Source organism: Rhizobium sp. TH2 (assembly GCF_024707525.1).
Classification (GTDB): domain Bacteria; phylum Pseudomonadota; class Alphaproteobacteria; order Rhizobiales; family Rhizobiaceae; genus Rhizobium_E.
Genome location: NZ_CP062231.1, coordinates 3,732,113 through 3,754,038, shown reverse-complemented (window position 1 = coordinate 3,754,038; position 21,926 = coordinate 3,732,113). Strand labels below are relative to the sequence as shown.

The window sequence follows — 21,926 nt, the reverse complement described above, 5'->3', positions numbered from 1 at the left end:
GACGCTGCGATATCAGCCAATGACACTTTGATGGGCGGCGTTCAAGTCACTGCGGCGTGAATGAAACACCATATTCAAAAACCACAAGTTAGAATGAATATTCCAAAAGTGAGAGATTGATCCGGTTGTTCCGTTTTGCTAGACCAGCGCAAATCAAATTCTAGGGAGAGCAAGATGACGGTAAGATTTGGCGTTCTCGGTGCGGGACGCATCGGCAAGGTGCATGCGAAGGCTGTCAGTGCCAATCCCGATGCGAAGCTCGTGGCCGTCGCCGACGCCTTCGCGGATGCCGCCAATGCGCTTTCCGCGCAATATGGCGCCGAGGTCCGCTCGATCAGCCAGATCGAGGCTGCCAACGATATCGATGCCGTCGTGATCTGCACGCCGACCGATACGCATGCCGACCTCATCGAGCGCTTCAGCCGTGCCGGCAAGGCGATCTTCTGTGAAAAGCCGATCGATCTCGATTCCGAGCGGGTGAGAACCTGCCTCAAGGTGGTGGAAGAAACCGGCGCCAAGCTGATGGTCGGCTTCAATCGCCGCTTCGATCCGCATTTCATGGCGGTTCGCGCGGCGATCGACGCGGGCAAGATCGGTGACGTCGAGATGGTCACCATCACGTCGCGCGACCCGGGCGCTCCGCCTGTCGATTACATCAAGCGCTCCGGCGGCATCTTCCGCGACATGACGATCCATGATTTCGACATGGCGCGCTTCCTGCTCGGCGAAGAGGTCGCTTCGGTGTCGGCCCATGCCGCCGTGCTGGTCGATCCCGAGATCGGCGAGGCGGGCGATTTCGATTCCGTGAGCGTCATCCTCGAGACCAAGTCCGGCAAGCAGGCAATCATTTCCAACTCTCGCCGTGCCACCTACGGCTATGATCAGCGCATCGAGGTGCACGGCTCGAAGGGCGTCGTCTCGGCCGAGAACCAGCGCCCGGTGTCGATCGAGATCGCCAATGGCGACGGCTACACCCGCCCGCCGCTGCATGATTTCTTCATGACCCGCTATACCGAAGCCTATGCCAACGAGATCGCATCCTTCATCTCGGCGATCGAGAAGGGCACGGCGATCAGACCCTCGGGCACGGATGGGCTGATTGCCCTCCAATTGGCCGATGCAGCGCTGGAGAGTGCTACGACGGGAAAACGCGTGACGCTCTGAGAATCGAGCTTTGATCATCGAAAGTGGGCGGCTTCGGCCGCCCGTTCTCATTTCAGCGGCCGAATGCCGAGTCGAGCAACGGCAGGCCCATGACCCCCGAAACGAAGATCATGACATAGACGATACGGCGGAACGTCTGGGCGGACGCCAGGTGGAACACCGAAGAGCCGATCCACGTGCCAGCGATATAGGGCGCAAGCATCAATATCGCGACGCGGAATACATGCGCGGTCAGCATGCCGTTCAAGGCATAGGTGACTGCCGACACGACAGCGGTCAGTGCGAGCAGCGTGAACATGTTGGCGCGCATCTGGCTGGGCTCCATGTCGCGCGCCAGCCAATAGATCACGATGACAATGCCGGAGAGCGCGGCCATGCCGCCGAGAAAACCCGACAGCGCGCCGAGTCCTAGGGCGATGGGCAGTGTCTCCGTGCCATACCATTTGAAGCCGCTGGTGATCATCGCCAGCGAAGCAAATACCACTGCCGACAGGCACCAGCGTATCGTCACGGGATCGCCATGGGCAGCCGCCCAGCCGCCGAGCGGAATGAAAATCGAGATGCCGATTGCGATCGGCAACAGGCCGAGAACGCTGGTCTTGGCGAAATTGCGGATCAGCGGCACTCCGGCGACGATAAAATCGAACACCAGCAGCGATGCCACCGCGACACGTGGACCAAGTGCCGCCGAGGCGATCGGCATGAAAATCAGCCCGCTGCCGAAACCGGAAAAGCCGCGCGCGAGTCCGGCCAGGAAAGCCCCGGTCAGTGCGAACAGCATCATCGGCGCCTGCGCTTCGACAATCAGGCTATCCAGAAATTCTGAAATCGGCGCATTCCTCTGATATTTCGGACCTGTCAATATCCGATAGAAGCGCCGGGCGGAGGTGGCAAATGACTTTCATTGATGGTTATCCCACGCGAATGAATAGCCGAGATCACGCATGACTGGCATGGAGTTGGCAGACCGTGGAGCCACGCGAGCCCATCATTATAAACGAACTGGATTTGGCCGAGAAATCGGTTAAACCTCACGCCCGATATTCAGGGAGTCGATCATGGATGAAGACAAGGTGAAATCCGAGCCAGCGAGCGGGGATCTCGACGAGCAGGCGCTATTCTACCACCGTCATCCCAGGCCCGGTAAACTTGAAATCATGGCGACAAAGCCGCTGGGCAACCAGCGAGACCTGGCGCTGGCCTACTCGCCCGGCGTGGCGGCACCCTGCCTTGCCATTCGCGATAACCCCGATATGGCCGCCGAATATACGTCGCGGGCCAACCTCGTCGGCGTGGTTTCCAATGGCACCGCGGTGCTCGGCCTCGGCAATATCGGTCCGCTCGCCTCCAAGCCGGTGATGGAGGGCAAGGCCGTCCTGTTCAAGAAATTTGCCGGCATCGATGTGTTCGACATCGAAATCGACGCATCCGGCATTGAGGCCATGGTCAACACGATCTCGGCGCTGGAGCCGACATTTGGCGGCATCAATCTCGAGGATATCAAGGCGCCGGAGTGCTTTGAGGTCGAGCGACAGCTCCGCGAGAAGATGAACATCCCCGTCTTCCACGACGACCAGCATGGCACCGCGATCATTGTCGCCGCCGCGATCCTCAACGGGCTCGAACTGGCCGGCAAGACGCTCTCCAACGTCAAGATCGTGGCATCGGGCGCGGGTGCCGCGGCGCTCGCTTGCCTCAATCTTCTCGTCGAGCTCGGCGCCAAGCGCGAGAATATCTGGGTTCACGACCTCGAAGGCCTCGTCTATGTCGGCCGGCCGGTGCTGATGGATCCGTGGAAGGATGTCTATGCGCAGCCGAGCGACAAGCGGGTGCTGGCCGATTCTATCGGTGGCGCCGATGTGTTTCTCGGCCTGTCGGCGGCCGGCGTGCTCAAGCCGGAACTCCTGGAATCGATGGCCGAGAAGCCGCTGATCATGGCGCTCGCCAACCCGACGCCCGAGATCATGCCTGAGTTGGCGCGTGCCGTCCGTCCCGATGCGATGATCTGCACCGGCCGGTCGGATTTTCCCAACCAGGTCAACAATGTCCTCTGCTTTCCCTATATCTTCCGGGGTGCGCTCGATTGCGGCGCGCGCGAGATCAACGAACAGATGAAGATGGCGGCGGTCAAGGCGATCGCGGCATTGGCGCGCGAGGAAGTCAACGAGGTTGCGGCCAAGGCGATCGGCGGGGAAACGCCGATCTTCGGACCTGATTATCTCATCCCGTCGCCCTTCGACCAGCGGCTGATCCTCCGCATCGCGCCCGCCGTCGCGCGGGCTGCGGAGGAAAGCGGCATCGCGTCGCGTCCGATCGCCGATTACGATGCCTATTTCGACCGGCTCAACCGTTTCGTCTTCCGGTCGGGCTTCATCATGAAGCCGGTCTTCGCCGCCGCCAAGGCGGCGCGGAGCAAGCGGGTGATCTTCGCCGAGGGCGAGGACGAACGCGTGCTGCGCGCAGCCCAGGTGCTCAAGGAAGAGGATATCGGCCGCGCCATTCTGATCGGCCGGCCGCAGGTGATCGAGACGCGCCTCAAACGCTACGGATTGCGGATCCGGCCGGAGGAAGACTTCGAGATCGTCAATCCCGAAGCCGACCCGCGCTTCCGCGAATATGCCGACCTCTATTTTCAGCTCGCCGGTCGCCAGGGCGTCAATCCGGAAGCGGCGCGCACCGTCGTGCGCACCAATGCCACGGTGATTGGTGCGCTTGCGGTCAAGCGTGGCGATGCCGATGCGCTGATCTGCGGGGTCGAGGGCCAGTACGACCGGCATTTGCGTGACGTCGGCCAGATCATCGGCAAACGGCCCGGCGTCTGTGCGTTCTCAGGCCTGAGCCTGTTGATTTCGCAAAGGGGCGCGATCTTCCTCGCCGACACATTCGTGACCGACAATCCGACCGCCGCCGAGATCGCCGAGATGACGATGCTCGCCGCCGAGGAGATGCGCCGCTTCGACATCGAACCCAAGGTGGCGCTGCTCGCCCATTCGAACTTCGGCTCGCGCGATTCCGAAAGCGGACGGAAGATGCGCGATGCACTGGCCCTCGTCCGCGCGAGCAAGCCCAACCTCGAGATCGATGGTGAAATGCAGGGTGGCTCCGCGCTCAATGAAATGCTGCGCAAGCGGGCGCTGCCCAATTCGACGCTCGCCGGGGAAGCGAACCTGCTGGTATTTCCCAGCCTCGATGCCGCGAACATCTCGCTCGGCATCGTGCGCTCGATGACGGACGCGCTGCATGTCGGCCCGATCCTGCTGGGTGCTGCCCAGCCCGCCCACATCCTGTCGCCGTCGGTGACTTCGCGCGGCGTGGTGAACATGGCGGCACTGGCGGTGGTGGAGGCATCGACGTCGGGAGTTATGGACGGAGCGGCGACGCGTTGAGCTACTGCTCCACACTCACCGTCACCGCAATCATCTCCGGCGAACTTCCGACGATCATTCCCGAAACCGGCGCGGTATCGGCGTAGTCGAGGCCGGAGGCGATGCGGACATAGCGCTCATCGGGGCAGATCAAGTTGGCGGGGTCGAACCCTACCCAGCCGAGGCCCGGCACATGGGCTTCGGCCCAGGCATGGCTTGCGGCATCCATCGCGCTTTCATCGAGCATGTAGCCGGAGACATAGCGCGCGGGCAGGCCCATCAGCCGGGCGGCCGAGATGAAGATGTGGGCGTGATCCTGGCAGACGCCGGCCTTGAGTTCGAGCGCCTGCTCGGCCGTCGTCTCGGGACCGGTCACGTCTTTCTTGTACTCGACCGCCTCGGTGATCGCCGCCATGAGGGCGTGCATCTTGGCCAGCTCGCCGTCGCCGTCGACTGATTTGACCAATTCCCGCACCAGCTTGCCCGGCTTGGTCAATGCCGTCTCGCGGCGGAAGAGCCAGAGCGGCACATAGCCGATATGCGGGCCGAACACGCCGTTGCGTTCCTCGGTCTCGACCTCGCCCATCGCCATGACGCTGATCGACGATGCGCCGTCGTTGACGCTGACCAGTTCGACGCGATTGCCGAAATGGTCGAGATAGACGGCCTCGCGGCCGGCACCGGTCACCGATGTCTGCCAGTTCAGCACATGCTGGCCCGGCCCATCCTGCGGCGTCAGCCGCAATCGCTGGAGCGCGAATTCGACGGGCTCGGCATAGGTGTATTCCGTCATGTGGCTGATCTTCAGGCGCATGGTCTCAACTCATTTTTATCATTTATAAAAGCGGTAGCCTTCGTTGATCTCGGTGGCGAGCTTGTCGTTCGACAGGATGAAATCCTCGAGGAATTCATGCAGCCCGGTCTCCATGATCTGGTCGATGGAAGCGGTCAGCAGCATGTTGCGGGTTTTTGCCGCCGTCTCGTGCGCCGCCACCTGGCCCTTATAGTCGCGTGCCAGATGGGCGAGATTGCTGTTGATCGCTTCGTAGCAGAAGGCGAGCGAACGCGGCATGCGGCGGTTGAGGATCAGGAAGTGGGCAATGTTGGCCGGCTTGTATTCGGACTCGTAGACCCATGAATAGGATTTGTGTGCCGACACCGAGCGCAGGATCGACTGCCAGTGGAAATTGTCGATCGAGCCGCCGACATGCATCAGCGACGGCAGCAGCACGTAATATTTGACGTCGAGGATACGCGCCGTGTTGTCGGCACGTTCGGCAAAGGCGCCGAGCATCGCGAAATTATGGATCTCGTCGCGCAGCTGGGTGCCGGAGAACATGCCGCGCATCAGCGCGATGCGCCGCTTGATGACGTCGATCACGTCGGGGAGGTTCGCATGCGCCACCTTCTTGGACAGAAGCTGGTTGAGCTGCAGCCAGCTTTCGTTGATGCTTTCCCAGGTCTCGCGGGTCAGCGCCGTGCGCACCATGCGGGCATTGTTGCGCCCATTTTCCATGCAGTTGATCACGGAAGACGGGTTGTTCTTGTCGCGCAGCAGGAAATTGATCGCGTCGGCGCCGAGCACCCGGTCGGACTTTTCACCATAGACCTCGCGCACGCCGGCGCTTTCGAGAACGCCGCCCCAATCGTCCTCGGCATTGGCCTGGCGGATCAGCGACATGCGGAACCCGGCATCGATGAGCCGGGCGACATTTTCAGCGCGCTCGAGATAGCGCGACATCCAGAATAGTCCGTTTGCTGTTCTTCCGAGCATGATCAGTCCTCCAGCACCCAGGTGTCCTTGGTACCGCCGCCCTGGCTGGAATTGACCACCAGCGACCCCTCCTTCAGCGCCACGCGGGTCAGACCGCCTGGAATGATATGCACCTTGTCGGAGACCAGAACGTAGGGACGAAGATCGACATGCCGGGGCGCAATGCCCTTCTTGACCATGATAGGCACGGTGGAAAGCGCCAGCGTCGGCTGGGCGATGTAGTTGCCGGGCTTGGCGCGCAGCTTTTCGGCGAAGGACGCGATTTCCTTCTTGCTCGCGGTCGGGCCGACCAGCATGCCGTAGCCACCGGAGCCGTGTACTTCCTTGACGACGAGGTCGGCGAGATTGTCGAGCACGTAGTTGAGACTATCGGCTTCGGAGCACCGCCAGGTCGGCACGTTTTCCAGGATCGCCTTGCGGCCCATGTAGAATTCGACGATCTCCGGCATGTAGGAATAGATCGCCTTGTCGTCGGAAATTCCGGTGCCGGGCGCATTGGCGATGGTGACATTGCCGGCGCGGTAGACATCCATGATCCCTGCCACGCCGAGCGCCGAATCCGGCCGGAAGGTGAGGGGGTCGAGGAAATCGTCATCGACCCGGCGGTAGATCACGTCGACCGGCTCGTATCCGAGCGTGGTGCGCATGCAGACCTTGCCGTTGATGACGCGAAGATCCGAGCCTTCCACCAGTTCAGCGCCCATCTGGTCGGCGAGGAAGGCGTGTTCATAGAAGGCGGAGTTGAAGATGCCTGGTGTCAGCACCGCCACGCGCGGCTTGCCCTTGCAGCCAGGAGGCGCCAGCATGTCGAGGCTCTGGCGCAGCTTTGTCGGATAGTCCTCGACAGGGCGCACCCGCACCTTCTGGAACAGTTCCGGAAACATCTGCATCATGGTTTCGCGGTCTTCCAGCATGTAGGAGACGCCGGATGGCGTGCGGGCATTGTCCTCCAGCACATAGAACTGGTCTTCGCCGGTGCGCACGATGTCGGTGCCGATAATGTGGGTGTAGACCCCGCCCGGCGGCTTCATGCCGATCATCTCAGGCAGGAAGGCCGAGTTCCTTTCGATCAATTCGCGTGGAACGCGGCCGGCGCGGATGATCTCCTGCTTGTGATATATGTCTTCGAGAAAAGCGTTGAGGGCGAGCACCCGTTGTTCGATACCCAGCGCCAGCTTGCGCCATTCGGAACCCGATATGATGCGGGGGATGAGGTCGAAGGGAATGATCTTTTCGGCGGCGTCTTCATGGCCGTAGACGGCGAAGGTGATGCCCGTCTTTCTGAAAATGCCTTCGGCATCCTGGGCTTTAGCCTGCAAGTGCCCTGGATCCTGCGCTTGAAACCATTCGAAGTATTTCTTGTAGGGTTCGCGCGGACTCCCATCCGCGCAGATCATTTCGTCGAAGGCCAAATTGTCGTTCCCCATTTTTATGCAAGCATTTGAACTCAATGTTCTTTGCAATGCAAGAACCATGCAGGATCGGGGGAGGCGAATTTTGGTGCGTCGATAGGTCCTGCCTACGCCTGTTATTGCGGAAGGGCCTCGGCGGCATATTGAGCGGCAAATTCGGCCGATGGCGGGATTTGCTTGATGACATCGATCATCACACCATTCGGGTCGGCGATGATGAAATGGCGCTGGCCGAAATCCTCGTCGCGGAGGGTGTGAAGAACCGGAATGCCCGCCGCCGTGATTTTCGCATAGACGGCATCTGGATCCTCCACCTCGAAATTGATCAGCAGGCCGGTCGCCGGCTTGCGGCTACCTTCGGGCACGGTCTCATGATTTGCGTCCACGAAAGCGAGGTTCACATTGGGATGATCGGCATGTTGGAGATGCACATACCAGTCGCTTGTGAAGAGCGACCGGAAGCCGAAATGAGTCTGGTAGAAAGCGGCAGTCGCTTCGACATCCCGGACCAGCAGGACGGGATAGTAACCGGTGATTTTCATGGCTTGTCTCCTTGGTAAAATTTACATACAATCTGCATGTAAATGTGAATTAACATACAGGCAGAATGTATGCAAGTAAAAAAAGAACGGCGCAGCAATGCCGACCGCACGCAGTCCATGCGCGACGGATTGATCGCCGCTGCCAGGGATCTGTTCATCGAGAAGGGCTACGCCGAAACCTCGACACCAGAGATCGTGGCACGGGCCAATGTCACGCGCGGCGCGCTCTATCATCACTTCGAGGACAAGGCGTCGCTGTTCCGGGCCGTCATCAGGGCGGAGTCCGAACGCGTGGCGGAAGCGATAAACGTCGCGACACAGGATTGTACGGATGCCGCCCAAGCATTGAATGCCGGTACGGACGCCTATCTCGACGCGATGACGGCGCCGGGGCGCACGAGGCTTCTGCTGCTGGATGGGCCTGCCGCACTCGGACGCGAGGCGATGGATGTGATCGATCGGGAAACATCCGGCGGCACGATGGTCGTCGGCTTGACGGCGGCACTGGGCCGTCCCGCCGACGCTCAAATCCAGGCGCATGCCAGCCTGCTTGCCGCGGCCTTCGATCGCGCGGCACTCGATATTAATGCCGGCGGCGATGCGTCGCTCTATCGCGTGGTGCTCAAGAACATGCTCGCCGAGGCCGTAGAGGCAAATCGCGCCTGAGAAGTCTTTGCGGTTGGCAATAACCGGCGGCCTGCGCTATCAAGTCCCAAGCGAGAAAGCCGCCATTAATCTTGAGTAATGGTGATCTTACTTGCCTTCATTCGCGTAAACGAGGGCATGAATGCAGATAGCGACATCCTTCGCGGTGCCAGTGGACGGCGACCAAAGAAGCCGCGAGCGTCCTATATGACGCTTGCCGGTGATCGCGAACTGATGCCCTCGCCAGATGAACTTGCCGGCCTTCTCACGCGCGTGGCATTGCATGAGGACAAGCAGGCTTTCGCGGCGATTTTTCGCTTTTATGCACCCCGGCTGAAGTCGTTCCTGATCAGGCAGGGCTATGCCGAGAACGAGTGCGAAGATCTTGTCCAGGAAACGATGGTCAATATCTGGCGCAAGGCCGCCAGTTTCGATCCCGTCAAGGCTGGTGTATCGACCTGGATTTTCACCATTGCCCGCAATCTCGGCATCGATCGCCGCCGCCGCGATGGGCGGGGCGGAACTCGGCGAGAACTCGAGACCTTTGAAGAGGTCGATCCGGACCCGACCGCCGAAGCGATGATGATCGCACGCCAGAGCGAGGTGAAGGTCAGGCAGGCGCTGACGCTGCTGCCGGCCGAGCAGGCAGCCGTCATTCGCATGTCGTTCTTCGCCGAAAATCCCCAGGCGGAGATCGCCAAAGTGCTGGGCATTCCGCTCGGCACAGTGAAATCACGCGTAAGGCTTGCTCTCCAGCGCCTGCGCCAGACCATGGAAGACAATCTATGACGACCGTTCACCAGACCAGCGAGGACCTGCTGCTGCGCTACGCAGCCGGGCAGCTGCGTCCGGCCCCGGCATTGGTGGTGGCCAGCCATGTCGCGATGTCGCAATCGAGCCGGGCGATCCTCGGACAGTTCGAGAATGTTGGCGGCGCGCTGATCGAGGAACAGCCGATGGCGGAGCTCTCGGCCGGTCTCTTCGAGCAGACCCTTGCGCGGATCGGCGACAGCGTACCCAACGAACCCGTCGCGAAAATACATAACTACGACCATCTCGCCATGGGGGTTACCCTGCCGGAGCCGCTCGCAAGGCGGAAGATAGGTCCCTGGAAATGGCTCGGTCCGGGCATGCGCTTCGCCAGGGTCGAGATGCCGGAAGATCCCGATCACAATCTGGTTCTTCTGCGCGTGCCTGCCGGCCGTGCACTGCCGGAACACAGCCATTCCGGCGAGGAGTTCACTCTGGTCCTCAAGGGCTCTTTCCATGACGAAACCGGCCGTTACATGGTTGGCGATCTGATCGGCGAAGACGAGGAGACCGACCACACGCCCGTCGTGGATGAAGGTGGGGAATGCATCTGCCTTGCTTCCATCGAGGGCCCGATGCGGATCAAGAGCTGGCTCGGCCGCCTTGCACAGCCTTTTATCGGACTCTGAACCCTCGACCAATTTAGTGGAGCAGACGTCGCGAATGCGCTTTGACCTTGCCGGGCCTCTGCGTTAGTTCTGGCGCTGCCTATTTGCGACGCTGCGTCGCCCATTCCCCGGAGCTTTCCTTGTCTCTCGAGCGCATTGCGCCAGTCCTGTTCGTGCTTCTATGGTCGTCCGGCTGGATCGCGCCGGCCATTGCCGCTTCCCATTCGAGTGCCGAGCTGTTCCTTTCGGTGCGGTTCGCTGGCGCGGCTATTGCTTTTGGCGTGCTCAGTGTTGCTCTCCGGGCGCCGTGGCCGCGTGATCCGCGCGCCATCTTCCATGCGATTGTCTCCGGCTTCTTGATGCATGGCGTTTATCTCGGCGGAGTCTGGTGGGCGATCGTTCATGGCGTGCCGGCATCCGTTTCGGGCGTGATTGCGGCGCTGCAGCCCTTGATGACAGCGGCGCTGGCGCCGATCATCGTGCGCGAAAGGCTGTCTGTCGTGCAGATCGCCGGCCTGTCGCTCGGCTTTGCCGGCATCATTATCTGCCTCATTCCCACATTCGAAGGCATCAGCGGCGATCTCTTCGCCAAGACTGCTTTGCCGGTCGCCGTCAATGTGGTGGCGATGAGCGGTGTGGTGCTCGGTACGCTCTATCAGAAGCGCTTTGTCACATCGGGCGACATGCGGACGACCGCCGTCTGGCAATATGTCGGCGCATTGTGCCTCGTGGTGCCGGCTACCCTGCTGGGCGAACCGCCGCGCTTCGATTTCAGCCTGCCACTGATGCTCGTGCTGTTGTGGTCGGTGTTCGTGCTCTCGATGGGCGCGGTGGCGCTGCTGCTCTATCTGATCGGGCGAGGGCAGGTGTCGCGCGCGGCGTCGCTCATCTACCTCATGCCGCCGACCGTGGCGATCGAGTCCTTCATCTTCCTGGGCGAGCCCCTTGGGCCGACGATGATCATCGGCACCGTGGTTGTCGTGTTCGGCGTCTGGCTCGCGGGCCGGAAATCTCAAAGCGCGTCGTAGGAGAGCGTCGTCCTGATCGGCAGGTGGTCGGAGGCGACGCGGGACAGCGGCGTCTCGTGCGCCAAGACCGCGGAAATCAATCCCGGCTGGTTGGGAATGATCCGGTCGAGCGCCAGGAACGGCAGCCGCGAGGGGAAGCTCGCTGCCGATGGCTGCAACGGGCCGAAAGCCGGGCTGAAGCTGTTGAGCGCGGATTTAACCCCGACGCGCCATTCGTTGAGATCGCCCAGCACCAGAGTCGGCCGCTGCCGGTCGCGGCGCATGAGATCGACGATGGCGCGCGCCTGCTGTTCGCGCGAGCGCCTGAGCAGGCCGAAATGGGCTGCGATGATGCGGACGCCGCGCTGCTCATCCAGATCGATTTCGGTTATGAGCGCGCCACGTGGCTCAAGCCCCGGCAGAGTGAGCTCATGGACGTGGCTGACCAGGCCCTTGCGGTAGAGCACGATATTGCCATGCCAGCCATGGGCCGCGGATGGTTTGGATAGCGGCACCGGCACCAGGCCATATTCGCGCTCCAGCCGGTCGAGATTGAGCAGGCCCTTGCGCTCGCCGAAGCGGGTATCGACTTCCTGCAACGCGATGATATCGGGATTGATCTCGCCGATGACGTCGACGATGCGGCCGGGATCGCGCTTGCCATCGGTGCCGACGCATTTGTGGATGTTGTATGAGGCTATCACCAGGGCGCCGTCCGGTGCTTCGACTTGGCTGTATTGCTGCCTGCCCCGGCTTCTGATGGCGTGGATCGCCGATAGGATCATGTGTCCAGCAACCTCGTTTGCACATTCAATATCGACATCAACGTATCAGATCACAGATAGGGCGAACCGAGCCAGAGAATTTTTTCCACCAATCGCAGCAGGAAAGGCCGCCTTCGGAGGCCGTGCAGCGTCACTTCGGTCACATCCTGCATCGCCCGGTCGATGCGATCCTCGATCATCGAGGCAAAGCCAGAATCGAGTACTTCGAGATCGACTTCGAAGTTGAGCCGCAACGAGCGCGGGTCGAGATTGGACGAGCCGACATAGGACCATTGGCCATCGATCGTCATGAGCTTGGAGTGGTCGAAGGCGCCGTTGACGCGCCAGATCCGGCAGCCGCCCTTCAGCACCTGGTCGAACTGCGCGGTCATGGCATGGTCGACGAGCTTGAGATTGTTCTGCGACGGCAGCAGGATATCGATCTCCACTCCGCGCCGGGCAGCGGTCACCATAGCGCTGATCAATTCTCGATCGGGCAGGAAATAGGGCGACATGATACGGACCGACTTCTGCGCCACCGAAAAGGCGCCGATCAGCATCTTGTGGTTCGTCTCGATGCTGCCGTCCGGACCGGAGGAGACGACGCGGACGAAGATCGGATCGGTGGCGGCGACAGCCCCATGCGGATCGCTGGCGGCCGCGAGCTTCTCGCCGGATGCGAAATGCCAATCTTCGGCCGCGACGGCGAAGAGGTCGCCCACGACGGGGCCGGTGACGCGAAAATGCGTATCCAGGCTGCGGTTGTCGCCATGGAATTCCCGTGTGAAGGCCTCGCGGATGTTCATGCCTCCGGTGAACGCGACCTCATCGTCGATGACGATGATCTTCCGGTGCGTGCGCAGATTGGCATAGGGCAGGCGCAGGCCGGTGATGACCTTGCCATTGAAGGTAAAGGTATTGACGCCGCCGGCGCGCAAGTGGCGCACGATGCTCGGCACCGAATAGCGGGCGCCGACGGAATCGATCAGCACGCGAACCGTCACGCCCCGTTCTTTTGCCGCGATCAGCAGGTCGGCAATGCGCGTGCCGATACGGTCGCGGTCGAAGATATAGGTTTCCAGCAGGATGCTATGCCGCGCCTTTTCGATCGCTTCGCAGATCTGCGCATAGGCTTCATCCCCGTCATGCAGCATCTGGATGTTGTTGCCTGATGTGAGCGGAAAACGGGTGACGGTATCGCCCAGCGTTTTCATTGGCAGGAATTGCGTGGAGAAACAGTCGGCGATCGCTTGGCGTGGCACGGCGGGACCGTAGAATTCCCGCCACAGCGCATGCCGCGCCGACCGCCGCGTGGCCAGTGCCGTATGCCGGATGCGGTTGACGCCGGCTACGGAATAGAAGATCGCGCCGACAATCGGCGACAGCAGGATGATACCGACCCAGCCGGTGGCCGCGCGCACATCCTCCTTGGTCATTGCCGCGTGAGATGCAGCGATGGTGCCGATCACAATCGACAGTGCCGCCAGGAAATGCGGCCAATAAGTGGAAAGGAATTCAATCATCTGCGCTTTGCTTGCAACCTTCTCCCACACCTCAAATACAACGTCGGGGTGTTGGCGCGTTTTTGCAAGGACAATATGGCCGCTTTTCCGATCTCACGAAGAGCTTTCCTATCGGTTCGCGTTATTTTCCGTCATTTCATCGCCGTCTTCATTGCAGCGCTGCACGTGAAGCTGCTCCATGATGTGGCCATGGGCTGACCGCCGTTTCAGCAACAACAAAAATGGGGCGGCCGATCGGCCGCCCCATTCGATTTGATGTCTAAGATCAATCAGCCGCGGCGATTGCCGCCCTGCGCGCGGCGTTCGCCGCCCTGGCCACCGCCATTGTTGCTGCGGTTGCCGCCGCCACCATGGAAGCGCTTCTTGCCATTGGCGGGCTTGCCGTGGTTGCGGTTGTCCGGGCCGGCGGCGGGAGCGCGTTCGCCGCCATTGGTGGCAATGTTGCCATCCCCAGCGAAGCCTGCATGACGGGCTGGCGAGTGACGGTTCTGGGCCTGCTTGGGAGCCTGGGCCGGACGCTTTGCGCCGTCGGCATGCTCCGTGCGTGCCGGGCGATCTCCGCGCTCGTTGCGGGTGTCGCCGGGATAGCGTCCACCTGGATTGCCATCACGACGGCCCTGACCACCGCGATTGCCGCGATGCTCGCCGGCGCTCTCGCGAACCGGACGGAATTCGCCGCCGTTCAGTTCCTCGACCTCGGCGAAAGCGGACTGCGGACGGGGTTGACGCTCGCCGCGAGCCGGACGGTCGCCACGGGGTTCGCGGTTTTCGCGCGGCGCCCTCGGCTGTTCATGGCCGGTCGGACGACGGCCGCGATGGCTCTCGCCACCACCGGCCTTCTTCTTGCCCTGGTATTCAGGGCGCTCGCCGCCGGCAACCGGGATTGCCGTACCGAGCAGCTTCTCGATGTCATAGAGCATCTTGACGTCTTCCGGACCGCAGAACGCGATGGCGATGCCTTCGCGGCCGGCACGCGCCGTGCGGCCGATGCGGTGGACATAGGATTCCGCAACTGTCGGCAGATCGAAGTTGAAGACGTGGCTGACGCCGGGGACGTCGATGCCTCGGGCGGCAACGTCGGTTGCCACGAGGACGCGGACTTCGCCGTCGCGGAAGCCCTTGAGCGCACGGTCGCGCTGGCCCTGGCTCTTGTTGCCGTGGATGGAGGAGGCCTTGAAGCCCGAATGGGCGAGATGCGTCATCAGCTTTTCGGCACCATGCTTGGTCTTGGCGAAGACCAGCGACAGGCTGTCGGGATTTGCGCGCAGCAGTTCCTTGAGGAGTTGGGCCTTGTGGTCGCGGCCGAGCACGAAGTGAACCTGCTGGTCGACCTTGTCGGCGGCCTTGCCGGGAGGGGTCACGGAAACCTCGACCGGGCTTTCCATGTAGTTCTCGGCAATGTCGGCAATCGCGGCCGGCATGGTGGCGGAGAACAGCATAGTCTGGCGGCGCTTCGGCACCATCTTCACGATCTTCTTGAGGTCGTGGATGAAACCGAGGTCGAGCATCTGGTCGGCTTCGTCGAGCACCAGGACGCGGGTCGCGGTCAGCGTCAGCGCACGGCGGTCGCAAAGATCGAGCAGGCGGCCCGGCGTCGCGACGAGGATATCGACGCCACGGCCGACGATCTGCATCTGCTTGTTGATCGACTGGCCGCCGACCACCGAGGTGATCTTGAGCGGGGTCTTGCGGGTGAACATGTTAAGGCTGTCGCAAATCTGGTTCACCAGTTCGCGGGTGGGAGCGAGGATCAGGGCGCGGGCCGATTTCGGCTCGGCGCGGAGGCCTTCCTTCAGCAGCATCTCGATGATCGGCAGGCCGAACGCAAGCGTCTTGCCGGTGCCGGTCTGGGCGAGGCCGACGAGATCGCGGCCAAGGAGGAGATGCGGAATGGCCTGCGCCTGGATCGGCGTGGCGACTGTGAAGTTATTGGCTTCGAGTGTGGGCAAAGTATGCTTGGAAAGTCCGAGCGTATCAAAGCTGGTCAATTTATGTATGCCTTTCGGGGTACCAAACGGCTAGGCCGGAAAAGCACGATTGCTTTCCGGTTCGTCTGGCCCAAGAACCCCGCGTGATTTGGGAACTTGCTAGTTTCTGGATTATGCTTTCCGGCGCATTCGACCCTCGGCGAGGGTACCAACTAACGGCGCTTCACCTGTTACTTGCGATCTTTGGAGATCGCCCGGGCAGCTCACGCGGCGCCCTTGAGGGGAAAGCTGCGGCTCATGTCGTTCATTTGGTGGGGAAAGTCAAGGCTCTAACTTCGCAATTGCGAAATAGGAGCCTTGGGGGTCGGCAATTTCACTCTACCACTGGTTCTTGCCGTCGATCACCTCGACCGGCACGGCATCAAGGTTGAAATCGTCGAAGAGACGCGCATTGATCGCGATCTGCGGATTGTCGAAATTGGCCTCGCCCGTCGACCAATCCGGCGTCTCGGTGAAGGTGCCGCAGCCGCAGACCGGGCAGAAATTATGGCTGATGGTCTTGGTGTGCCAGCGATAGGAGGCGACATTCTCCGGAGACGTCAGAAGCTTGAAGCTCTTCACCTCGTAATAGGCCCAGAGCGCACCGCGCTTTGAGCAGATGCTGCAGGTGCAGCGGATCACCATTTTTGGTGCCTCGGCGACTTCGAACTTCGTCCCGCCGCAATGGCAGCTGCCTTTCAACATCGTCATCCTCCTGTGACCTCATAGGAAAACGGCTACAGGAGGATGATGCCAGAAGTTGGCAGGAGGCGTCAGAAGTCCGTCGCGACGCCGCCTTCTTCCTTACGCTTGGCGACGAAGGCGTCGAGTTCTTCCTCGATCGCCGGATCGAGCGGCGGGCGCTCGTAGTGCGAAAGTGTTTCCTTGTAGATTTTGTTGGCGCGTTCGAAGGCCGTTGGGCTGCCGGCTTCGACCCAGGTCTCGTTGTTGCGCCAGTCGGAGATCAGCGGCGAGTAGAAGGCGGTCTCGTAGCGGGCGAGCGTATGCGGCGTGCCGAAGAAATGCCCGCCGGGGCCGACATCGCGGATGGCGTCGAGCGCCAGTGCATCTTCTGAAACGTCGAGGGGTTTGAGGAATTCGGCGACCATCTGGAGCAGGTCGACGTCGAGGATGAATTTCTCGAAGGATGCGGTCAGCCCGCCCTCGGTCCAGCCGGCCGAATGCATGACGAAATTGCCGCCGCCCTCGACCACGCCCCAGAGCGAGAAGACCGACTCATAGGCGGCCTGCGCGTCGATCGTGTTGGCGGCATTGGTGTTGGAGGTGCGGTAGGGGAAACCGTATTTGCGGGCGAGCTGGCCGCCGGCGATCACGGCCTTCATGTATTCCGGCGTTCCGAAGGCCGGCGCACCCGTTTTCATGTCGACGTTCGAGGTGAAGCCGCCATAGCCGGCCGGCGCACCCTTGCGCACCATCTGGGTGAAGGCAATGCCGCAAAGCGCCTCGGCATTCTGCTGTACCAGTGCGCCCGCGACCGTCACCGGCGCCATCGCGCCAGCAAGCGTGAACGGCGTCAGGATGACCGCCTGGTTGCGCGAGGACATTTCGATGATGCCCTGCAGCATCGGCCCGTCGAGACGAAGCGGCGAGGACGAATTGATGATGGTGAAGAGCGAGCATTCGAGTTCCAGCTGCTCGTGGGATATGCCACGGCCGATGCGGGCCATCTCGATGGCGTCGGTGTTGCGCTGCTGGCCGAGCGAGTAGGCATGGAACGGTTTGTCGGTCAGCTTGATGAGATCGGAAATGCAATCAAGATGACGCACGGAGGCGTGGATATCGACCGGCTCGACGGGGTAGCCGCCTGTGGCGTGGATGATGTCGTAGGACTGGGCGAGACGCAGGAAATCGCGATAATCCTTCTGGTTGCCGGTGCGACGGCCGCCCTGCAGGTCTGAACAGAATGGCGCGGAGGCGACCTGGGCGAAGACGAGGTTGTTGCCGCCCATCTCGACGTTCCGGATGGGATTGCGGGAATGCAGCGTGAATTGCTTGGGCACCGAAGCGATCATGTCGAGGATGAGACCACGGTCGAAACGGACCCGGTCACTGCCCGGCGTGACCTGTGCGCCTGCGGCCTTCATGCGCTCGCGCGCCTCCGGCAGCATGATGTCCATGCCGATTTCCTCGAGCACGGTGAGCGAGGCATTGTGGATGGCCTCGATCTGGTCGGCCGACAGCAATTCGGTGTGCGGGCGGGTGTTCTTCAGGTTGAGATAGGACGAACCGCTGGCCTTGCGGACACGATCGCCTCCGCGTCCGCCGGGGCGCCTGCGCCGCGTGCCGTCGCCGGCGTTTTCCTCGTGGATGATTGCAGCCTGTGTGCCCTCGACGCTCATCTGATGCCTGTCTGATTGGAATGGATTTGTATATACATAATAGTAGCAAATCGGGCGCAGGAAAGCACCTGCCAAAACGACAATTTGCACAATCAGGTGACGCTGGGAGAAAAGGCCTTGTTCTCTGCGCGGCAAGGTCGATTACGGCGAGGTTTTACCCGTCATGGTTAACCAAATGTTCAAGCCCGGAATGCTAATGCTCTCAGGCTCGGGGATCCGAGGGTTCGGGGTGTCAGTTGATTTATTACCGGGATCCATTGCTGGATACGATCTGCGACCGAATCTCGGATTTGGACCGCCCGGCCTATGTGAAGAACAGCGAGCGCGTCTTCGTCGCGACCAACCAAGCGCTGGCACAGCTCTTCAATCTCAATGTGAGCGATCTCGTCGGCACCGGCCCGGGCGAATATTCCGAAATCGAGGCGCTGATCGATCTCGAGGACAAGGAACGCAGTTGCATCGTCTTCGGTGAAGACCAGCGCGCGCTGCATTCCGACCCGTTCGGCCAGGGTCGCTTCATCATCGAGATCGAACGCTTCACCCTCTCCGATGGCCAGAGCTTCCTCTATTGCGTGTTCAATCCGCAAGCGTCGATCACCATGCCCGGCGATGGTGACAAGCCGGCGCCCACGAAGCTGCACGTGGTTCCGCCGCCGTTGCAGCCGGCTGCGGCCATGGGCGGACTGACGGGCGAACTCGCCGAACATATCATCGACGGCCTGGTGGCCGGCATCTGCATCTACGACCGGGACGACCGGCTGGTCTATTTCAACCAGAAGCTCCAGGATCTCTATGGTCCGCTGATCGGCGAACTAAACCTCGGCGTAACATTGCGAAACGTGCTTTCGCGGCTCGCCGACGACAATATCAGGAAGCATCCTGACGACCCCGAACTCAATGCCTCGACCCGCGATCGCTGGGTCGAGCAGAGGATTGCTCTTCAGCGTGTGCCGGAGAGCATGGACCTGATGCCGCTGTCGAACGGCAAGTGGCTGCAATGCGTCAACCGGCGGCTGCCGGACGGCACGTTCATCGGCCTGAGGGTCGACGTGACCGAGATGAAGGATCAGGAGCAACTGCTCAAGAACCATATCGAAGAGGCAGGCCTTTATCGCGAATTGCTCAACCGGCTGCCGGTCGCGGCTTTCGCGCGCGGACCGGACCAGCGGCTGCATTTCATCAACCAGGCCTATGCCGACCTCTTCGGCCGCAGTTACGACGAACTGGTGGGCAGCGACGAGTTTTCGCTTCTCGGCGACTATGCGCAGGAAGTCTGGGAAGCCAATCGCAACACGCTCGAACATGGCGTGGAATACGAGCAGGAGGAAGAGACCCCGGTCGCAGGCGGGCGCATCGCCGCCACCATCGTCAAGACCGGACGCCTGATCAGCGAGAACAAGAAGCCATATGTCGTGGGCACGGTGATCGATATCTCGGCGATCCGTCAGCGCGAGATTCTGTTGCAGCAGGCTAACGAGCGGGCCGAACTTGTCACGCGTGACCTGGAGAACATCGTCTCGTCCATTGATGTCGGTTTGATCGTTCTCGACAGGGACCTCAACATCCAATTGATGAACGACGCCTACAAGTCCAGAATCTGGGGCGCCATCGGCCAGGAGGCTTGGGAAGGCGATGTCATCGGCCGGCCGTTCCGCGATCTCGTCGTCAACATGTTCGAGACGGGGCAGCAGTCGGAAGGCGAGGACATCGACACCTACTACAGCAAGCGCGTGGATGAGATACGTGGCGGTCCGCACTATCGCGAAAAGGCTTTCGACAGCGGCAATGTCATTCTCTATTCGGGCATTCCGCTCACCGACGGCAAGCACTTGCTGTGCTATGTTGATCTCACCGAACTCCGCGCGAGGGATCGCGAGGTGATCGCGGCGCATGAGGAGGCCGACCGCGCCTACAAGCTCGTGCTGAGCGCGACCGATACGATGCCCGAGGGCCTCATGGTGCTCGAAGGCGACGAGATCGTGCTGACCAATCGCAGCCTTGCCCAATTGCTCAATGTACCGCAGGAGATGCTCGCGCCCGGCCAGACATGGGAGGCATGCTATCGGGCGACGCTGAGGCAAAACCGCGACTACGACCCGTCGATGGAAGAGGAGAATGCCGCGCGCTTCCGCGAAGCAGTCATCGGTCGCAACAGCCCGTCATATGATTTTCCCCTCAATGATGGTCGCTGGATCCATCTCGAAATGCGTGCCAAGGACAATGGCCAGACGGTCATCATCTGCAGCGACGAAACCAAGGTGTATCAACGCGAATCCGAACTCAAGCGGCTGGTCTCGAAAGCCGAAGCTGCCGACCGCGCCAAGTCCGAGTTCCTCGCCAATATGAGCCACGAGATCCGTACGCCGATGAACGGCATTCTCGGCATGACGGAACTTTTGTCCAAGTCCGCTCTCGATACACGCCAGAAGACCTTTACCGATATCATCATGAAGTCGGGTTCGGCGCTGCTCACCATCATCAACGACATCCTGGATTTCTCGCGTCTTGACGCCGGGCAGATGCAGCTCAAACTGTCGCCCTTCGATCCTGTCGAGGCGGTCGAGGACGTCGCGACGCTGCTTGCCTCTCGCGCCGCCGAGAAGGATATCGAACTCATCATCCGCCGCAAGGGTGATGTGCCGGCGATGGTCAGCGGCGATGCGGGGCGTTTCCGGCAGATCGTCACCAACCTCATCGGCAATGCCGTGAAGTTCACCGAGAGCGGCCATGTGGTGGCGACTGTGGCGGCGTGCGTCGGCGACGATGGAACGGTGAAGCTCGATGTCGTGGTGGAAGACACCGGCATCGGGATTCCCCCCGACAAACTCGAAACGATCTTCCAGCAATTCTCTCAGGTCGATGGTTCATCGACACGCCGCCACGAGGGGACCGGCCTTGGTCTCGCAATTTCCGAGCGGCTTGCCCGAATCCAGGGCGGCACGATTTCCGTTGCAAGCATCGAAGGTCAAGGTTCGACCTTCACCTTGTCGCTTCCGCTCACGGTTGCCGCCGGCCATGGTCGCAGGAAGCCGCTGCCGATCAATGTGGAAGGTGCACGCATCCTCGTCATCGACGACAATGAGGTCAATCGCACCATTCTCCTGGAACAGGTGACGGAATGGGGCTTCGAAGGCGTGGCCGCGCCCGATGGCGCCACGGGTCTCTCCATTATTGATGCCGCGCGCGACCACGGCCTGTCCCTCGATGTCATCATCCTCGATTGCCAGATGCCGGAAATGAACGGCATGGAAGTCGCGCGCCGCATACGAACCAATCCCGCAAACGATGCGACAGCGATCATCTTCCTGACCTCGGTCGATATCATGGACAGCGAGGAAAATCTCTCCGACCTCCGCGTACAGGCCCATCTGATGAAGCCGGCGCGCTCGGCAATCCTGCGCGAGACGGTGATCGACGTGATCCGCGGCAACCGCATGAAGTTGGGGGCTACTGTTGCTCCCGTGGCACGCATGCGCGCCACGCCAAGGTTCGAAGCGGCCGCGCCGCAATATTTGCCACCGGCGCCCATCCCGGCCCCGGCAGTGCCTGCGGCCACGCTCGGTGGCGTCGATGTGCTGGTCGCGGAGGATAACGAGGTCAACCGCATCGTCTTCAGCCAGATCCTGGATGCGGCAGGCATTGCCTATCGCATCGTCACCAATGGGGCGGAAGCCGTCGAGGCCTGGAGCGCCGAGCGGCCATCCCTCATCCTGATGGACATTTCCATGCCCGTCATGAACGGGTTGGACGCATCCAAGGAAATCCGCCGCATCGAGGCCGGGTCGGGCGAGCGCATACCGATCATCGGCGTGACGGCGCACGCGCTCGATGGTGACAAGGAAATGTGCCTCGCCGCCGGCATGGACGATTACATCACCAAGCCGATCAGCCCCGAGCGACTTGAGGAAAAGATCGGTCTATGGGTGGGATCGGACAAAAAGGCGGCGACCTTGTCTGCTGGCTGATACACGTTCCGGCCACCGCC

The 21,926-nt window shown here is 61.3% G+C and carries 17 protein-coding genes; 7 read left to right on the top strand and 10 right to left on the bottom strand.

Translation table 11 applies throughout. The features are described 5' to 3' along the window. Positions 1 to 174: 174 nt before the first annotated feature. A complete protein-coding gene (gene iolG / locus IHQ71_RS18520) occupies positions 175 to 1,164 on the top strand; it encodes an inositol 2-dehydrogenase (protein ID WP_258157916.1) in 990 nt (329 codons plus the stop codon). Between the two features lie 52 nt (positions 1,165 to 1,216). Here iolG and IHQ71_RS18515 read toward each other — a convergent pair whose 3' ends face one another. After that, positions 1,217 to 1,948, bottom strand: coding sequence for a sulfite exporter TauE/SafE family protein (locus IHQ71_RS18515; protein WP_258157915.1), 732 nt, complete (start codon positions 1,946 to 1,948; stop codon positions 1,217 to 1,219). Between the two features lie 274 nt (positions 1,949 to 2,222). Here IHQ71_RS18515 and IHQ71_RS18510 point away from each other — a divergent pair, with 274 nt between their 5' ends. Beyond that, the gene (locus IHQ71_RS18510; RefSeq protein ID WP_258157914.1) at positions 2,223 to 4,550 is read left to right on the top strand and encodes an NADP-dependent malic enzyme; all 2,328 of its coding nucleotides are present in this window, start codon (positions 2,223 to 2,225) and stop codon (positions 4,548 to 4,550) included. A 1-nt stretch (position 4,551) separates the two neighbouring features. Here the strand turns inward: IHQ71_RS18510 and IHQ71_RS18505 are convergent, their stop codons facing one another. The 4 genes from IHQ71_RS18505 to IHQ71_RS18490 form a co-directional block, all read right to left on the bottom strand. After that, complete coding sequence (locus IHQ71_RS18505) at positions 4,552 to 5,343, bottom strand: transglutaminase family protein (RefSeq protein ID WP_258157913.1); 792 nt, start codon at positions 5,341 to 5,343, stop codon at positions 4,552 to 4,554. Positions 5,344 to 5,361: 18 nt separating this feature from the next. Further along, positions 5,362 to 6,303: an alpha-E domain-containing protein gene (locus tag IHQ71_RS18500; RefSeq protein ID WP_258157912.1), complete on the bottom strand. Its 942-nt coding sequence runs from the start codon at positions 6,301 to 6,303 to the stop codon at positions 5,362 to 5,364. 2 nt (positions 6,304 to 6,305) lie between these two features. Continuing rightward, positions 6,306 to 7,730, bottom strand: a complete 1,425-nt coding sequence (locus IHQ71_RS18495; RefSeq protein WP_258157911.1) for a circularly permuted type 2 ATP-grasp protein — start codon at positions 7,728 to 7,730, stop codon at positions 6,306 to 6,308. Positions 7,731 to 7,831: 101 nt separating this feature from the next. Continuing rightward, a complete protein-coding gene (locus IHQ71_RS18490) occupies positions 7,832 to 8,257 on the bottom strand; it encodes a VOC family protein (RefSeq protein ID WP_258157910.1) in 426 nt (141 codons plus the stop codon). A gap of 69 nt (positions 8,258 to 8,326) precedes the next feature. Between IHQ71_RS18490 and IHQ71_RS18485 the strand changes: the two genes are divergently transcribed. From IHQ71_RS18485 to IHQ71_RS18470, 4 genes are all read left to right on the top strand, one after another. Continuing rightward, positions 8,327 to 8,923 (top strand): TetR/AcrR family transcriptional regulator, encoded by a 597-nt coding sequence (locus tag IHQ71_RS18485; protein ID WP_258157909.1) that lies wholly within the window; start codon positions 8,327 to 8,329, stop codon positions 8,921 to 8,923. 117 nt (positions 8,924 to 9,040) lie between these two features. Next, entirely contained in the window at positions 9,041 to 9,691 is a 651-nt protein-coding gene (locus tag IHQ71_RS18480; protein WP_258157908.1) for a sigma-70 family RNA polymerase sigma factor, read from the top strand. After that, a complete protein-coding gene (locus IHQ71_RS18475) occupies positions 9,688 to 10,341 on the top strand; it encodes a ChrR family anti-sigma-E factor (protein WP_258157907.1) in 654 nt (217 codons plus the stop codon). Before IHQ71_RS18480 ends, IHQ71_RS18475 begins: the two co-directional genes overlap by 4 nt. A gap of 119 nt (positions 10,342 to 10,460) precedes the next feature. Then, positions 10,461 to 11,348 carry a DMT family transporter gene (locus IHQ71_RS18470; RefSeq protein WP_258157906.1) on the top strand — a complete coding sequence of 296 codons (888 nt, stop codon included), beginning with the start codon at positions 10,461 to 10,463 and terminating at the stop codon, positions 11,346 to 11,348. On the opposite strand, the gene IHQ71_RS18465 is transcribed toward IHQ71_RS18470, so the two are convergent. From IHQ71_RS18465 to IHQ71_RS18445, 5 genes are all read right to left on the bottom strand, one after another. Next, a complete protein-coding gene (locus tag IHQ71_RS18465) occupies positions 11,333 to 12,112 on the bottom strand; it encodes an endonuclease/exonuclease/phosphatase family protein (RefSeq protein ID WP_258157905.1) in 780 nt (259 codons plus the stop codon). The two genes, IHQ71_RS18470 and IHQ71_RS18465, sit on opposite strands and share 16 nt — an antisense overlap. A 50-nt stretch (positions 12,113 to 12,162) precedes the next feature. After that, positions 12,163 to 13,614 carry a cardiolipin synthase gene (gene cls, locus IHQ71_RS18460; RefSeq protein ID WP_258157904.1) on the bottom strand — a complete coding sequence of 484 codons (1,452 nt, stop codon included), beginning with the start codon at positions 13,612 to 13,614 and terminating at the stop codon, positions 12,163 to 12,165. A 269-nt stretch (positions 13,615 to 13,883) separates the two neighbouring features. Continuing rightward, positions 13,884 to 15,602, bottom strand: coding sequence for a DEAD/DEAH box helicase (locus IHQ71_RS18455; protein ID WP_258157903.1), 1,719 nt, complete (start codon positions 15,600 to 15,602; stop codon positions 13,884 to 13,886). A 318-nt stretch (positions 15,603 to 15,920) separates the two neighbouring features. After that, entirely contained in the window at positions 15,921 to 16,286 is a 366-nt protein-coding gene (locus tag IHQ71_RS18450) for a GFA family protein (RefSeq protein WP_374989880.1), read from the bottom strand. 68 nt (positions 16,287 to 16,354) lie between these two features. Continuing rightward, positions 16,355 to 17,941: a trimethylamine methyltransferase family protein gene (locus IHQ71_RS18445; RefSeq protein ID WP_258157901.1), complete on the bottom strand. Its 1,587-nt coding sequence runs from the start codon at positions 17,939 to 17,941 to the stop codon at positions 16,355 to 16,357. 236 nt (positions 17,942 to 18,177) lie between these two features. On the opposite strand from IHQ71_RS18445, the gene IHQ71_RS18440 reads away from it, so the two are divergent. Then, on the top strand, positions 18,178 to 21,906 hold the full coding sequence (locus IHQ71_RS18440) for a response regulator (protein WP_258157900.1): 3,729 nt from the start codon (positions 18,178 to 18,180) through the stop codon (positions 21,904 to 21,906). The last annotated feature ends 20 nt before the right edge of the window (positions 21,907 to 21,926 follow it).

Coding starts and splice junctions, on each gene's coding strand:
- iolG (WP_258157916.1), top strand. CDS start 175: ATGACGGTAAGATTTGGCGTTCTCGGTGCGGGACGCATCGGCAAGGTG.
- IHQ71_RS18515 (WP_258157915.1), bottom strand. CDS start 1,948: ATGATGCTGTTCGCACTGACCGGGGCTTTCCTGGCCGGACTCGCGCGC.
- IHQ71_RS18510 (WP_258157914.1), top strand. CDS start 2,223: ATGGATGAAGACAAGGTGAAATCCGAGCCAGCGAGCGGGGATCTCGAC.
- IHQ71_RS18505 (WP_258157913.1), bottom strand. CDS start 5,343: ATGCGCCTGAAGATCAGCCACATGACGGAATACACCTATGCCGAGCCC.
- IHQ71_RS18500 (WP_258157912.1), bottom strand. CDS start 6,303: ATGCTCGGAAGAACAGCAAACGGACTATTCTGGATGTCGCGCTATCTC.
- IHQ71_RS18495 (WP_258157911.1), bottom strand. CDS start 7,730: ATGGGGAACGACAATTTGGCCTTCGACGAAATGATCTGCGCGGATGGG.
- IHQ71_RS18490 (WP_258157910.1), bottom strand. CDS start 8,257: ATGAAAATCACCGGTTACTATCCCGTCCTGCTGGTCCGGGATGTCGAA.
- IHQ71_RS18485 (WP_258157909.1), top strand. CDS start 8,327: ATGCAAGTAAAAAAAGAACGGCGCAGCAATGCCGACCGCACGCAGTCC.
- IHQ71_RS18480 (WP_258157908.1), top strand. CDS start 9,041: ATGAATGCAGATAGCGACATCCTTCGCGGTGCCAGTGGACGGCGACCA.
- IHQ71_RS18475 (WP_258157907.1), top strand. CDS start 9,688: ATGACGACCGTTCACCAGACCAGCGAGGACCTGCTGCTGCGCTACGCA.
- IHQ71_RS18465 (WP_258157905.1), bottom strand. CDS start 12,112: ATGATCCTATCGGCGATCCACGCCATCAGAAGCCGGGGCAGGCAGCAA.
- cls (WP_258157904.1), bottom strand. CDS start 13,614: ATGATTGAATTCCTTTCCACTTATTGGCCGCATTTCCTGGCGGCACTG.
- IHQ71_RS18450 (WP_374989880.1), bottom strand. CDS start 16,286: ATGTTGAAAGGCAGCTGCCATTGCGGCGGGACGAAGTTCGAAGTCGCC.
- IHQ71_RS18445 (WP_258157901.1), bottom strand. CDS start 17,941: ATGAGCGTCGAGGGCACACAGGCTGCAATCATCCACGAGGAAAACGCC.